This window comes from Ectobacillus sp. OTK (assembly GCF_059698935.1).
In genome coordinates this window covers 766,227-781,316 of sequence record NZ_AP048547.1, presented here as the reverse complement: position 1 = coordinate 781,316, position 15,090 = coordinate 766,227, and the positions used below count along the sequence as shown (strand labels likewise).

13 protein-coding genes, 1 pseudogene and 1 riboswitch are annotated in these 15,090 nt (G+C 41.1%); of the genes and pseudogenes, 4 read left to right on the top strand and 10 right to left on the bottom strand.

Annotated features, from left to right (window positions below):
- Positions 1-221 precede the first annotated feature (221 nt).
- A complete protein-coding gene (locus AC6HZ4_RS03930) occupies positions 222-941 on the bottom strand; it encodes a 3-ketoacyl-ACP reductase (protein WP_497493737.1) in 720 nt (239 codons plus the stop codon).
- Positions 942-1,195: 254 nt separating this feature from the next.
- Between AC6HZ4_RS03930 and AC6HZ4_RS03925 the strand changes: the two genes are divergently transcribed.
- Together AC6HZ4_RS03925 and AC6HZ4_RS03920 are read left to right on the top strand one after the other, a co-directional pair.
- Complete coding sequence (locus AC6HZ4_RS03925) at positions 1,196-1,810, top strand: PH domain-containing protein (RefSeq protein ID WP_497493736.1); 615 nt, start codon at positions 1,196-1,198, stop codon at positions 1,808-1,810.
- 155 nt (positions 1,811-1,965) lie between these two features.
- Positions 1,966-2,727, top strand: a complete 762-nt coding sequence (locus AC6HZ4_RS03920; protein WP_497493735.1) for a GntR family transcriptional regulator — start codon at positions 1,966-1,968, stop codon at positions 2,725-2,727.
- A gap of 32 nt (positions 2,728-2,759) precedes the next feature.
- On the opposite strand, the gene AC6HZ4_RS03915 is transcribed toward AC6HZ4_RS03920, so the two are convergent.
- The 7 genes from AC6HZ4_RS03915 to AC6HZ4_RS03885 form a co-directional block, all read right to left on the bottom strand.
- Complete coding sequence (locus AC6HZ4_RS03915) at positions 2,760-3,602, bottom strand: fructoselysine 6-kinase (protein WP_497493734.1); 843 nt, start codon at positions 3,600-3,602, stop codon at positions 2,760-2,762.
- A 16-nt stretch (positions 3,603-3,618) separates the two neighbouring features.
- Positions 3,619-4,509 (bottom strand): carbohydrate ABC transporter permease, encoded by an 891-nt coding sequence (locus AC6HZ4_RS03910; RefSeq protein ID WP_497493733.1) that lies wholly within the window; start codon positions 4,507-4,509, stop codon positions 3,619-3,621.
- 2 nt (positions 4,510-4,511) lie between these two features.
- Positions 4,512-5,390: a carbohydrate ABC transporter permease gene (locus AC6HZ4_RS03905; protein WP_497493732.1), complete on the bottom strand. Its 879-nt coding sequence runs from the start codon at positions 5,388-5,390 to the stop codon at positions 4,512-4,514.
- A gap of 63 nt (positions 5,391-5,453) precedes the next feature.
- Complete coding sequence (locus AC6HZ4_RS03900; RefSeq protein ID WP_497493731.1) at positions 5,454-6,740, bottom strand: ABC transporter substrate-binding protein; 1,287 nt, start codon at positions 6,738-6,740, stop codon at positions 5,454-5,456.
- Between the two features lie 263 nt (positions 6,741-7,003).
- Positions 7,004-7,990 (bottom strand): SIS domain-containing protein, encoded by a 987-nt coding sequence (locus tag AC6HZ4_RS03895; protein ID WP_497493730.1) that lies wholly within the window; start codon positions 7,988-7,990, stop codon positions 7,004-7,006.
- A 199-nt stretch (positions 7,991-8,189) separates the two neighbouring features.
- Complete coding sequence (locus tag AC6HZ4_RS03890) at positions 8,190-9,296, bottom strand: ABC transporter ATP-binding protein (protein WP_497493729.1); 1,107 nt, start codon at positions 9,294-9,296, stop codon at positions 8,190-8,192.
- Positions 9,297-9,502: 206 nt separating this feature from the next.
- Positions 9,503-10,927, bottom strand: a complete 1,425-nt coding sequence (locus AC6HZ4_RS03885; RefSeq protein ID WP_497493728.1) for an amino acid permease — start codon at positions 10,925-10,927, stop codon at positions 9,503-9,505.
- Between the two features lie 132 nt (positions 10,928-11,059).
- Positions 11,060-11,237, bottom strand: a riboswitch (Lysine riboswitch).
- A gap of 396 nt (positions 11,238-11,633) precedes the next feature.
- On the opposite strand from AC6HZ4_RS03885, the pseudogene AC6HZ4_RS03880 reads away from it, so the two are divergent.
- Both AC6HZ4_RS03880 and AC6HZ4_RS03875 read left to right on the top strand, forming a co-directional pair.
- Positions 11,634-11,807: pseudogene (locus tag AC6HZ4_RS03880) on the top strand (catalase); the annotation flags it as partial.
- 182 nt (positions 11,808-11,989) lie between these two features.
- Entirely contained in the window at positions 11,990-12,835 is an 846-nt protein-coding gene (locus AC6HZ4_RS03875; protein WP_497493727.1) for an alpha/beta hydrolase family protein, read from the top strand.
- On the opposite strand, the gene AC6HZ4_RS03870 is transcribed toward AC6HZ4_RS03875, so the two are convergent.
- A complete protein-coding gene (locus AC6HZ4_RS03870; RefSeq protein ID WP_497493726.1) occupies positions 12,828-13,124 on the bottom strand; it encodes a hypothetical protein in 297 nt (98 codons plus the stop codon). The two genes, AC6HZ4_RS03875 and AC6HZ4_RS03870, sit on opposite strands and share 8 nt — an antisense overlap.
- Positions 13,125-13,463: 339 nt before the next feature.
- Positions 13,464-14,903 (bottom strand): NAD-dependent succinate-semialdehyde dehydrogenase, encoded by a 1,440-nt coding sequence (locus AC6HZ4_RS03865; RefSeq protein ID WP_497493725.1) that lies wholly within the window; start codon positions 14,901-14,903, stop codon positions 13,464-13,466.
- Positions 14,904-15,090 lie beyond the last annotated feature (187 nt).

Here is a 15,090-nt window from a genome sequence, read left to right as displayed (position 1 = left end):
CTTGTGAATCAGTTCCATTTCATTTCGTCCTTTGATGAATTAGCTATCTTGGAGTACAATAAACCTGAAGCTGTCCTAAAAGGTCGGTAAAAACGCCCCTTTGGAACAGCTTTTCTTTTTATCTTTGCTTGGGTCAGGTGTTTTTATTAGGCTCAAAAAATTCGATTTCTTGTATATAGAAACAAACATGACGCGCCAAAAGCACGTCATGCTAATATTTATTATGATGGATTTGTCGACCACATGCCTGCAGTTTTAATAAAAATACGCGGATTCAGCTTCAATTGAGCTACCATAAATTCTGCTAAATCCTCCGGCTGCATCACCTTTTCAGGGTTGCCGTCCGTTAGATTTTGTTCAATTGCCAAATCTGTCGCCACCGTACTTGGAGTTAGGGCACTTACGCGAATATTATGCTTTCTCACCTCAAGCATCAATGATTCTGTCAAGCCTAACACAGCGAATTTAGATGCGCTGTATGCACTTGTCACAGGCGCTCCCTTTTGACCGGCTGACGAGGAAATATTAATAATATCCCCTGACTTTCTTTCGATCATTTGAGGCAGCACCGCTCTCGTTGTATAATACACACCCATTACGTTTACTTGGATAATTTTTTCCCACTCAGCAGGCTCTAGCTCCATAAAACCGCCAAACTTGGCAATACCTGCGTTATTGATGAGAATGTCAATTGGGCCTAAGTCCTCTGTAATATGTGCCACTGCATGAGTAATCGATTCGAGGTCTGCTACATCCGCTGCAGCTGCAGAAACATTCACATCAAACTCCTGCAGTTCCTCTGCTACCTTTTCTAGGTTTGCCATCGTTAACCCAATGAGCCCGATGTTTACGCCTTCTTTAGCTAATGCAATAGCAGCTGCACGGCCGATCCCTCTGCCTGCACCTGTAATAATCGCTGTCTTTCCCTGCAATGATTGCATGCTTGCACACCCTTTCTTTATTCAAGCTGATGTAACCATAGATTATTATAAAGATATACTTTTGAAAAAGCGAATCTCGCGCATTATGCCTTTTCCTGCGGAAGCATGCTAAGACTAAGCGCTCTATAAAATTAAAAATATCTAATTTCCCTTCACAAAAAACCCAAAATTTTCCCACAAATCAGACTGTGTATATGCTACAATAATCTCGAAATATCTAGGATTTAAGTCCTCAAAAAGAAAGGATGAGCCTCATGTTTGGAAAAATAGCGGCTGATGCACTGGGATTAAGTGATGTTGGTTCTGTAATCAAACCGAAGGATTATGACAAAGTAGATGCGGATGACTATATTATGCATGAAGATGATGAGAAGATTTTTTTCCTCATCAAATCAAAGTCAGATGAATACTGCTTTACAAACAAAGCTTTAATCCACCTTGATGGAACAAGCGCTGTAAGTAAAAAGCGCACACTCCGCCGCTATAATTACAGCACAAACAAAATTTCAAATGTGACACTCGAAACAGCTGGAACAGTAGATTTAGATATTGAGATTAAGTTCAACTTAGGCTCTGAACATTATTCGATTGACGTACACAAAAAACATTTGGAAGAGCTCAAGGACTTATATAAAGCGCTGCTTAAAATCGCGGAAATTTCACATGAAAACGAGATTTCTTTAGCACATGCAAAACGAAGCCTTGAATTGGCTTCGACTACATTAAGCCGCGTTACAAGCACAGAAAGCAAGCTAGTAGACCAATTTAAGGAATTAAACACAGCGGCTTTCTCTTGGCTGACAGATACTACAAAGCAATATACCGTGAAGGATTTTGGTTTCGTATTTGAGCGTTATATCAACAACTAATTAGTATAAAAAGGCTGTCTCTCTTTGTTTAGAGGCAGCCTTTTTTATATCACACAAATACATATTACTAAGGACTTCTTAACAAACAAAAAATTTGTATTATAACATTACATTACGTTATAATATACATAACAAGTTAGAAAGGAGCTGCAAGTATGAAGCTGAACACTCATAGTTCTACACCGCTTTATGTTCAATTAAAGCAAGCAATTACAGAGGATATTCATAGGGGCATCTACTCTCCAGGCGAAAGATTGCCAACTGAAACAGAATTATGCGAAACCTATGGTGTAAGCCGGATTACAGTTAGAAAGGCCGTTCTAGAACTCGTTGAAGAAGGGTTCCTTGTCAGACAGCAAGGAAAGGGAACATTTGTACAATATCCGAAGGTAAAACGGGAATTAATCGCAGTTAATGGCCATTCTGATTATATGTCGGAATTAGGGAAAACCCCTCACAGCAAGATCCTTTCATTCGGTATCCAGCCTGCTTCCAAGCAGATCGCCAAAGCATTGTGCATTTCTCCAGAAAGTGATGTACTGGAGCTGCAGCGAATTCTATATTTTGATGATAAACCTCTCACTCTGGAAATTTCTCATTATTCCTTGAAGGTCTTCCCGAACTTAAATCAATATGTTCAAGATTCGGTTTCTATGTATGACACCTTAAAAAGTAAATACAATGTAACGCCTGTTCATAATAAGAAACTATTAAATTTAATATTTGCAAACACAGTAGAGGCAAGGCATTTGGAATGTGAAGTGGGAGAGCCTCTCTATAAGGTCGAGAAAATTGCATATGATGCCAAGAAGCAGCCAATCCATTCTTCCTTTCTATATTATCCTGCCAATCGTGTTACATTTACGATTGACACCTCTACATCACAAGAAGAAAAAGGTAATGAGTCCACTTTATAAAGTGTGGCCTCATTACCCTTTTTTCTTGCATATTATTTTTGAACAATAGCAGAATTGGAAGTATAGTCCTTGCCATAGCCAAATGCGCCGTAATATTGACAGGTTTGAGATGCAACCAATGCTCCCATATGCAAGGCCTGCTGTACATCCTTTTCCTGTACGTAAGAGGAAAGAAAGCCTGCAATAAAGGAATCGCCAGCTCCCAACGTATCTACAACCTCAGTTGGGATAATAGGCTGTTTATATATCTGATTTTCGATTGATAAAATAGCACCCTCTCCCCCGCGCGTGATACATACCACCTTCGTCCCCAGCGAATGTACCTTCTGAATTAATGCTGTGCACTCAGCCTCCGTTAGGCTGCTTCCGGAAAAAAATGCATAGCTTATATGCGGACAAACTTGCTGTAAATACGTTTCTTCTTGATTTGTAGAAAAGTCAAATGCAATGTCGGTTATCTGGCTTAGTTTTGGAAGGTGATGCTCTAAGCGACTATATACACTTGTATGAAGAAGATCGTGCTGACGTATGTAATCAAGGTCCTGCTCATCCAGCACAATTCCCATCCTCGATTGAACGCCTCCCTTATTGGAGCCGACGAAAATACGATCTCCTTCCTTATCCAACGTGACAACAGCCATTCCATTCTCTCCAACAGCTTGTCTGATTCTGCTGATGTCTACCTTTTCTTGCTGCAGCGCTGCCAGCACATGAGCGGCTGCTTCATCATTTCCTACAATCCCAATATAGGAGGACTGTTCATGATTTAATCGGTTACATAGCACTGCTACGTTCAGTGCATTGCCCCCAGGATAAATTTTCTCCTGGTCTTTATAATAATCTACTACATTATCTCCGATTGCTAGTAATCTCATTGGAAATTCCTCCTTATTATCCCTTTACACTTCCATTTGCAATCCCGCGAACAAAGTATTTTTGCAGGAATAAGAATAAAACAACAATTGGCATAGCTGAAATTGTTAATCCAGCCAATAGTACTCCCCAATCAGTCTGCAATGCATCACGGAACTGCATGAGACCAGCTGGTATTGTTTTTAAACTATTATCATCTATAAAGATAATCGCAAACATAAATTCATTCCATGTATGATAGGCTGTCAAGATCGTAGCTGTCACTAGAATAGGCATACTCATTGGAAAGAAAATTCTAAAAAATATCCCTAGGCTTGTACAGCCATCTAAATAAGCGGACTCCTCAAGTTCCTTTGGAATAGATAGAAAGTAAGAACGAATGAGCAATATCGTAAACGGGATACGATACGCGGCATAAGGCAGAATTAACGCCCAATACGTATTATACAAACCGAGCGACTGAATCATCTTATACAGCGGAATTAAGCTGACCTGAGGAGATAGCATAAGTCCGCCTAAACAAATAATGAGAATAACAGATTTAAACTTAAATTCAAACCGTGACAGCCCGTACGCCCCCAGTGCGCTTACCAGCACAGTTATGATACAGGTCAAAGCCGTGACGATTACGCTGTTTAAAAAGTAGGAGGAGATTCCTTGATTCCAAGCAGTCGCGTAATTTTCGAACAACCATTGCTTAGGAAGAGACCAGCTGTGAGTGAAAATTTCATCGGTGCTCTTGAACGAACTCATCACCATCCATAGCAATGGATAAGCAATGACAACTAAGTAAGCAATCAGCATAATGTATACGCCCGTTAGTCCAGCATAGCTTTTTCCGCGTTTCTTTCTTTTTACAGCCTCTATAGATGGATTTGCTGCGACGAATTCCGGCTTTGGAACCTCCATGATTACTCCTCCCTTCCTGTTTTGAATAGACCCATTTGAACAGCAGAAAGAATTAAGGTGATTGCCAAAATGACGGTTGCGATTGTGGATGCGTATCCCATTGCATCCTTCACAAACGCATTCTTATATAAGTAGGTGCTCAGTACCTCAGATGCATTTCCTGGCCCTCCGCCCGTTAAAATATATGGCTCATTAAATACTGTAAAGGCTCCGGCTAAGGTCATAATAACTGTTACAAACGACATTTCCTTTGTTTGCGGCATTGTAACATGGAAAAACAATTGTATTTTATTTGCACCATCTATTTCACCAGCCTCGTATAGCTCAGAAGGTATTTTCTGAATCGCTACAATATACAGCATCGCGATATAACCAATTGATTGCCACTGAGATACCGCAATCACCGCATACATTGCGGTATCACTGTCACCTAGCCATGCCTTCGCCAGGCTGTCTAGCCCAATCCCGCGCAGCAATTGATTTAACAATCCTACATCAGGGTTATAGAAAAAGCTAAATAACAACGCAATGACGGTCATAGAGATTACAACGGGAAGAAAATATACGGTTCTAAAAATGGGGGAAAACTTGCGAATCAGCTTGTCCTCTAAAACTGCAGCAATTACCAATCCTCCAAAAACTTGGAATATAATCGAAATAATTGCGTAAAGAACATTATTTGTTAATGCCTGATAAAAGACTGGGTCTTGAAACAAATTTACATAGTTATCGAATCCTACAAATATTTTATCTGGGGAAAAAGAGCTCCACTTATAGAAACTGGAACCAATATTTTGAAAGATCGGAACATAAACAAACAGTAAAAATGCCAATGCTGGAAACAGGTATAGGAATGGTATGAACTTATTACGGTTTAACACAATTGTCTCACTCCTTTTACTGAAAGAGAAGGCGGAGGGCTGCCTCCGCCTCTCATCACATTATCACTTTTTGGATGCTCGCAGGGCATCAGCAGCTTTTTGTACCTCTTTCATAACCTCTTGAGGAGTTTTTTCTCCATTCAGCATCATTTGTGTATTCGTTAAGTATGCATCTACTATTTCTATATCTACATCTGTATCAAACCAAGGAACCATTTGCTTAGCATTTAAGATCTGATTCACAGCTTCTATTTGAATTGGAGTAGCATTGGTTTCATTCGTAGTTCCTTTTACCGCACTATATTTGCCGACATCCTTCACCAATTTTTCTCCCATTTCCTTAGAGGTTAGGAACTTCAAAAACTCCATTGCTTCCTTTGGATGCTTTGTTTTAGACGAAATCATAAAGCCTTCAGGCGCTCCTGTTAGGTAAGCCGAATCTCCTTTTTGTCCCTCGATTGCAGGGAAATTAAAGAGGCCTAAGTTTTTCACATCTTTTACCAATGCAATTTCAGCTGTTTCCGCATACATAATACCGGCCTTACCTGAATTAAATGTTCCCCTTGCATATTCATGGTCAACAGAATTTGAGTTTTCTGTAAAATAAGGAATCAGTTCTTTTAGTTTTTTCAGTGCTTCTACATAGCCTGCGTCTGTAAATGTTCCCGTTGCCGGGTCATAGTCCTTTTCACGTGTTTTTTCGTCAACCAGCCTTTGATTTAAAGTTCCGATATAATGGGAAATCGACCATGTAGCTTTACTTCCAAATGCGATAGGAATATATTTATTTTCTTTTAGTACTTCTAATACCTTCATAAACTCGTCCCATGTTGTAGGAGGCTGTAAATTCAACTTCGCAAAGATATCCTTGTTGTAGAAAAATGATTTGCCGTCCATTTGCCAAGGTACGCCATAATATTTATTATCGAATGAAAACGGGGTGATTTGATTTTGAACAAGTTGGGAGGACCAAGCTGTATCCTCCTTATAATAAGGGGTCAAATCAAGAGCTTTATTTCCTTGTACAAATTTGTAGGCGAACTGATCACTCCAGGAAAAATACATATCCGGCGGGTTATTTGTTCCTAGTAATACTCTGATTTTTTCTTTATAGGAATCGTTCAAAACAGCTTCTGTTTGAATATCGATATTAGGATGCTGTTTTTCGAACTCCTGCACAACATTCTCAAAATAACTCTTCTCAGGCTCCTTTGGCCATCTGTGGAAAAATTCCAACGTAATTTTCCCTTTTTCGTCTTTTGCTTCAGAAGACGTTTTTTGGCCAGAACATCCGCCAAGCAATAAAGATAAGCTCAAAACTGATGCTAATACAAGCTTTGCCTTTTTCATTGATATTGCCCCCCTATCAACTCATGTTTTAAGAAAAGCGGAATCGGCTCGTTTTGCTCACAAAGGGCGATAGTTCTCCGAACGATGAAGCGCTTTTTGCATCATTGATCAGGGGTCTTTCCCCCACAGCGAGCAGGCCGATGAAGCTAGACAATGCTCCTAACAATTCTTATTTCTTTAAGAAGAATTATACCATAATGTTATATAACATTATGGTATAATTTTTAAAAAAATTTAAATCTTCAAAATTCTATCGCGAAGGATTAATATTCTACCTTCCACATGTAGCGTCTTGTGCTTAACGGATGATTACGCGCTTCCGCTAGCTCTTCTGCATACTGGCGTAATACACGATTTAAAATAAGAGGTGCGACGTATCCTTTCACTTCCTCATCGATACCTGCAAGATCGTATTCCTTCGCATCTAATATAGTAAGCTTCTTACCATAACGCTTAGAGAAGGACAACGCTCTCTCTTCCAGCGGTCTTGTTTCATCAAGCCCTAAAAGAATAATAAATGGTACATTCTCATCAATGATTTCAAACGGTCCATGGAAATATTCCCCAGCATGGATTGCGTGTGAATGAATCCACTGCATTTCCATAAGGATGCAAATACTGAAGGAATAGGCAGCTCCATAGTTTGCACCACTTGCCATTGTATAAATTACAGGCTCTTTCGCATGAGATGCTGCGAACACCTTTGCCTTTTCAGCTTCTTGTTGCAGAGCTTTTTCATATACAGCCTGCAGATTCTCTAAGCTTGTAACCAGCTTTACAAACTTTTCATTGTTCTCAATGACATTCAATACACCAAAGACTAATTGATATAGAACGCCAAGATTTGTATCAAAAGCATCTATATCATTGCCCCACTCATATTTCAAGAAACGATCTGAGCTTTTAGCTAATGGGGACTCTGGTTCATTCGTCAATGCCACCGTATAAGCCCCTTTATTTTTCGCAAACTTAGCAGCCTCTACTGTTTCAGGAGTCGTTCCCGACATGGAGCACAAGATTACTAGAGATTCTTCCCCTAATTGACGTGGATTACGATGAATAAACTCATTTGAACTATACAAATCAGAAGCAAGCTTTGTCGCTTCACGATCTAGCACATACTTAGCTGGGTACATAATAGCAGAGGAGCCGCCGCATGCTACAAAAAATACATTGCTGATGCTCTTACTCTGCAATTCATCCAACACAACCTGCACTTGACTGTTTACATTCGCTATTGCTTTACTCATGTCTTTCCACCTCTTAATTTTCATTTTATATAACATAGCGTTTTTTAATATGTTATATAATGTTATGTTACATAATGTTTTGTTATGCGTCAATACATTTTTTTCTGAATCTTTATAATTTTTTAATTATTGAAAGCATTATCATTTGCGGTAAATTGGAAAAAACCGTTAACCATCACTCGATAAAACTTTCACTGTCTTAACGAATGGCTGCTTCTGTTTCCATATCAAAAAAATGTACTTTCATCATGTTAATAGCTAACGGTATTTGTTTACCCAATGCTAGTTCCGTTCCGCCCTTGACTCGAGCCGTTACCATAGTCTCACCTGCTATTACGTATAGAAATAATTCCGAACCCATATTTTCAATTACATCGATCTTTGCCTCAATGATAGACTTCCCGTGTAACGCTTCATCTATTTCATCGTTAATGTCTTCCGGACGGATGCCAAGGATGATTGCTTGATTAACATAGCCTTTCATACGCAGGATGTCCGCCTTTTGCTTTGGGATAGTCAGAGAAAGATGGCCATCTTTGAAATATAATTGCCCGCCCTGCTCTATAATTTGTCCGGTAAGAAAATTCATGCTTGGGGAGCCGATAAAGCTCGCAACATACTTATTTGCCGGAAAATGATAAATTTCCTTTGGGCTTGCCACCTGCTGGATCAAACCATCATACATAACTACAATACGGTCTCCCATGGTCATCGCTTCTGTTTGATCGTGCGTTACATACACAGTCGTTACGCCTAACCGTTTATGAAGTTTACTAATCTGAGTTCTCATCTGTACACGCAGCTTCGCATCAAGATTAGAAAGCGGCTCGTCCATTAAAAAAACCTTTGGCTCACGAACAATGGCTCGTCCTAATGCCACCCGTTGGCGTTGACCGCCTGACAGTTCCCTTGGCTTTCGGTCCAATAGATGCTCTAGGCCTAAAATTCCCGCCGCTTCTTTTACTCGTTTGTCAATATCCTCCTTCGGCAGTTTTCGCAGCTTTAATCCAAAGGCGATATTGTCATAAATACTCATGTGGGGATATAATGCGTAATTTTGAAACACCATAGCAATATCACGTTTTTTGGGCGGCACATCATTTATAATTTGATCGCCAATAAAAAGCTCCCCTTCAGAGATATCCTCCAATCCGGCAATCATACGCAAAGTAGTTGATTTTCCGCAGCCGGACGGCCCCACTAACACAAGAAATTCTTTTTCCGCCACCTCTAGATGAAAATCCTTAACAGTTAATGCATGATTTCCATATTTCTTTTTGACGTGATTGAATTTTAGCATGGCCATTGATTCCCTCCTATCTGCTCCCATCACCCTCAGAATTTTCCCAGCAAATTCTGTTAACCTGCTGTTAACCTATTGTAGCCTTCTATATGTTGTCATCTCAATGATGTCGCTAGATTTTCTAACAAGGAAGTTACTTTTAAACTTATATAAATAAGGGCAGCTCCAAAGGCCCAAAGCGGACGTTTAGAGCTGCCCTTTTCATCATATTAAGCAGATTTTCTATTTTTATTTTCAGATATCGCAAGATTTTTCTTCAACTGGCCGTAGAATAAAATACCGCTCGCAAGCAACAGCATACCAAATAAGAAGGTTTTCATATCCGCTGTTCCTGCCTTAATTACCCAAGCAGAGTATATAGTGGATAGAGCAGCAATAATGCCGTCAAGCACTCGCCCTTTTCCATTTTCATACGTCTCTCCCGTAATGACAAGCTTGAGTTGGAAAATAGACGAGATGAAATATGGTATTAAGTACGAAAGCGTCGCAACAACAATGACAAAATCAAACGCTGCAGAAATAGAGTTGGAAACTGTTGAGAAAATAAACAGCTGTCCAAGCAAGTTGGTCACAACAAGGGAAAATGCCGGAGTCCCATTTTTATTTTCTTTTAAAAATGCTGAGATAAACATCCCCTGCTTCGCAGCCTGATACGGCACCTCAGCGCTTAGCATCACCCAGCCAATAGTAGAACCGATTAAGCTGATAAGCCCTACTCCAGCCAGCACTTTGCCGCCGATTGGACCAAGCACAGTCGAAATCGCATCAATCAGCGGTTTATCAGAATGAATCAATGTCTCTTGATCCAGCATCCCCATGACAAGTGTACTAATACCGATATAAATTGCAAGTGCGATAAACAAACCAAGCGTAGTCGCGCGTTTCACATCGACTTGCTTCTTTGCTCTAGATGCAAATACTACTGCTGACTCAACACCGATAAATGCCCAAAGCGTTGCAACTGCCGCATTATTAATTTGTCCAAATAATCCGATCGCATTGCCTGCCTCATCCGTCTTATCAGCTACGAACGGCAGCATATTCGTTTTCTCGAATGCGAACAAACCAACGATAATAAACAGCGCAAATCCAACCACCTTTGCAGCTGTTGCCAAAAAGTTAAGTTTACCGGCATTTTCTAAACCGCGTAAAATAATAAAATGGGTTGCCCACAATAACAACGTACATACTAGGAATGTTAATGCGTTTCCTAGCTTCAACGTAAAGGAACCGGCTGTGAACAGTTCCGCTTCACTTGTAAGTACAGGGAAAAATGTAGACAAATACCCAGCAAATGTCGTAATAATTGCAATATTACCAGCCAGGTTTCCAATCCAATATCCCCAAGAAGCCATAAAGCCGGATAAAAGTGATGCCTTTGAGCCTAGCTTAAACAATTCCTTAGCGTAAATTTGCGGGCCGCCATTTAGGTTCGGCTTGCGAATCGCCAAGTTTCCGAATACTAAAGCCGTCATGAGTACACCAACTCCCGTTAAAACCCAAGCACCCATTACCCCAGCCGGGCTGGCAGCTTCTGATAAGGAACGAGGCAGCATAAAAATACCGGATCCAACCATATTCCCCACAACAAGGGATGTCAAAATCCATAAGCCAAGCTTATTGCCTTTACTCATTTATTTTTCCCCTCTCAATGTATCCTCTCGCTCAAAAGTAGATAGTTATCTGCTTTTTGCCATTGCATATTTTATATAAGCACAAAAAACACACCTTCTGACGGGTGTGAAGACAAACTTATCCGCATCAGACAAAAAGATAGTTCATCATAGCAACTCCTATGACAGTTCTGCACCTATTCGGATACAGCCCCAGCTGCTTCGGCCGGAGAACCGCAGCGCTTCGGCAGTGCTTCCTTTCCATCGCATTCATTAAGCTCTCCGGCTCTCCCGCTATGTACTCTTAAGCACCGCAACCTCTACCTCATCTTGAGCTGATGAGGAAGTATTATTTTATTATACTAATCTAGCATACACAGGGAATATCCATGCGTCAACATGAAATATTATTCCAAGTCATAAGTGCCATATATTTAGATTGTTCAACAGAACTGAAAATTCAGAAAAAACAATAAATTTTTCTTCTAAATTAAATAACTTCGCTCATTTTACCATAAAATTAACAAACTGAATTCTTATATAAAAACAAATAGTCTAGACATTTTATTATTTTAACTAACATACACACAGACTTTATCCCCTCTCAATAAAATTATATCAAAAAAATAAACGTGCGATTAAAATTACTAAAAATTGTATAACCCCCTCCTCCATGAATAAAATATCCATGTGTAATTTATAAACCTTTGGAGAAGGCGGTCTTATCATGAATCATGATCACTCAAACGAAGAAGTGCTAGGCACCTCTGTTAACGGAGTCGGAAGCTCCTCAGATTCTCGTATGGGAGAAAGTGAAACAGAAATGACACTAACAAATCGGCAAGGCCATCCCATTACGGACAATCAAAATGTTCGTACAGTTGGGAATCGAGGGCCGACAGGATCATACAAGCTATGCAGCATCTGATCAAGCTGTTGATAAATCTAAACAAATGGGTCACGAAGCAGATCCATATTAAGAACTGGGCCGTAGGTTTTCTTACGGCTCTTTTTTCTTATCCTTGCTATCGCTTCTTTTTCAAGCTATAGTACTTACAAAACAAGCATTAGAAGGAGCTCGACATGATTTACCATACTACATATATATCAGATGCATATAAAGTGAAAGGATATATTGCTTTCCCGAGCTGTTTCTCTATTTCACCGAGAGAATTGCAGAAGATGCTGGAGCAATTTTACAAGGAAGACGACCTGCCTCTTACAATGATCGCAAGCTCTATCAAAAAAGACCTGCAGCCTCTTCATTCACAAAAGTTCCCCGCCTTCATCTATTGCCGAGGCGGCATCGGAAAAGTCGGCCGCGTAAAAACCGATTGGGTAGAGCAGTTTGCAGGCCATGGATACATCGTTTTTGCTCCTTGCTATCGCGGAAATGAAGGCGGCGAAGGACGGGATGAGTTTGGCGGCGCTGAAAATGAGGATGTACTCTCCGCCTATCGTTTTTTGCGCAGCCTTCCATTTGTAGATGAAGAGCGAATTTCTATTATGGGATTCTCGCGCGGCGCCATTAATGCAGTGCTAACTGCGGCTGCGATTCCTAACATTCACACGCTAACTCTTTGGGGCGGCGTATCCGACTTGGCGCAGACATATGAAGAGCGCATAGATTTGCGAAGGATGCTCAAGCGGGTGCTTGGCGGATCGCCAGGCAAGATACCGGATGCATATGCAGCTCGCTCACCTATCCATCTAGCAGAGCGTATTACATGTCCTGTTCTTATTATGCATGGGACCAAAGATATACAAGTAGATTTTATTCATGGCTTGCGTATGTACCAAAAGCTACAGAATTTTGGACACAAGGTTGATATGCACCAATATAATGGCTTTGGACATCATCTTCCGCCTAACGTTCATAAAGAAGCATTAAACAGTATGTTTGGATGGATTAAACAACATTCTACTTGAACCTTGTTAATTGCTCCAGCATATTTTCTTTCGTTAAAATAGTAATTTGGCGTTCGCCAAATAAATCAAAATGCGGATACTCAGAGCGGTGATGAAGTGCCCTGGCAGGGATTCCATATGCCTCTCCCCATTTGATCAGCTTGTCCAAATCAGAACAACCTACCTTTGTCACTGTTCTCATTTCAGGAAATCGATCATCCAGCCAATAATGCGTCAAAAAAGCGATTTCCCCCCGCTTTACCTTCTCCTTCCACTCTTGTAATTCTTGTCTCGTAATTCCAAAAGCCATATTCTCACCTTCTTTCATTAGGTTAGTTTCTTTCTAGTACGACAACTATATCCATAAATTTGCCGCATTTCCTACATATATTTGTCAAAAACAAAGCAATCGCTTGCAGCTTGTCCTGCTTTCCCTGTTCATCCTTCTAGCTGGTCATAATGCTGGAAAATTTGGTGTAGACGGTTTACTTGAAAAATATAGAAAAAGCTATTTCCCTAAAAAGAAACACAATGCAGCGCGGTAATGTTGTATAAGAAAAATTAGGTTATTATGCAGGGAGTAAAAACAAACATGAAAAAGCAACCCTAAAAGCAGGTATCTGCTTTTAGGACTGCTTGCAACCAAATCTTATTTCAAATTCAACGACACATACTTCGTTTCCAAAAACTCCTCAAGCCCATGATGGCCGCCTTCTCTGCCAAGTCCGCTCTCCTTCATGCCGCCAAACGGCGCTTGCGCAACAGACGGCAAACCATCGTTTACTCCGACAATGCCATACTCTAAATTCTCTGAGAAGAAAAACGCCTTTTGCAACGATTGCGTATAAACATAGGCTGCCAAGCCAAACGGTGTATTGTTTGCACGCTGCACAACCTCCGCGTCATCATTGTACACACTAACAGGCGCAAGCGGACCGAATGTTTCCTCCTGCATGCACAGCATATCATCTGTCGCATTTGATACAACGATTGGCTGCATAAAATGACCTGTGTTTGACGCCAGCCCAGCCTCTCCGTGCACAACAGCACCTTTTGCTGCCGCATCCTCAAGATGTCTTTTCACCTTTTGCACAGCAGCTTCATTAATAAGCGGACCAATTTCCGTCCCTTCGTCTAAGCCATTTCCAACGCGAAGAGCTGTCACTGCTTTCGTGAACGCTTCTAAAAACTTGTCCTTAATATTTTCATGTACATAGATTCTGTTTGCACATACGCACGTTTGACCAGCATTGCGGAACTTCGATTGCATTACTCCTGCAACTGCTTCGTCTAAGTCTGCATCCTCCGCAATAATAAACGGTGCCAAGCCGCCAAGCTCAAGAGATACCTTTTTTACTGTATCGGCAGCTTTTCTCATTAACAGCTTACCGACCGGCGTAGAGCCGGTAAAGGTAATTTTTTTCACACGGCTGTCCTCCATCCACGTATCAACGACCTCAGCCGGCCGCTCCGTTGTTACAATGTTGATTACCCCTGCGGGCATTCCTGCTTCTTCAGCACACTCGGCTAGCAACAATGCGGTAAGCGGCGTAAGCTCTGCTGGTTTCACGACAACTGTGCAGCCTGCCGCTAAAGCTGGTGCGACCTTGCGCGTAATCATAGCCGCGGGGAAGTTCCACGGCGTAACAGCTGCCACAACACCGACTGGCTGCTTCTGTACGAGAATGCGCTTGGATGGTGCAGAAGCTGGAATTGTCTCACCGTACACACGCTTCGCCTCTTCCGCATACCATTTCAAAAAGCTATTCGCATAGCGTACCTCTCCAATTGCTTCAGCAAGCGGCTTCCCTTGCTCCTGCGTCATAACACGTGCAATTTCCTCTATACGCGATTCAATCACATAAAACCATCGTTCTAGTAAAGCCGCACGCTCATATGCCGTCGCCTTCGACCATGTTACAAATGCAGCCGCTGCCGCATCCACAGCTTGCTTTGCGTGAGGTGCCGTGCCGCTTGGAACCATCCCGACATTCTCCCAGGTTGCTGGATTTTGCACTAAAAAAGACTCCTCTGCTTGTACCCACTGTCCGTTTAGAAACATGCCCTTTTGCAATAGCTGCTCCGTCATATCATTCCTTCTCCCCTTTTACTAATTCAATTATTATGTACATAAACCGCTTGATAAAGCTGGTGATGCTGATCGAACAGCTTTTACTTCTTATCTAGTAGTGTACCATTAACAAATACAGCATTTCACTCAAAATACTTTTTTGTTCACTAGAATATAACCGGGCTTATACAAAGGGACTGCCGTA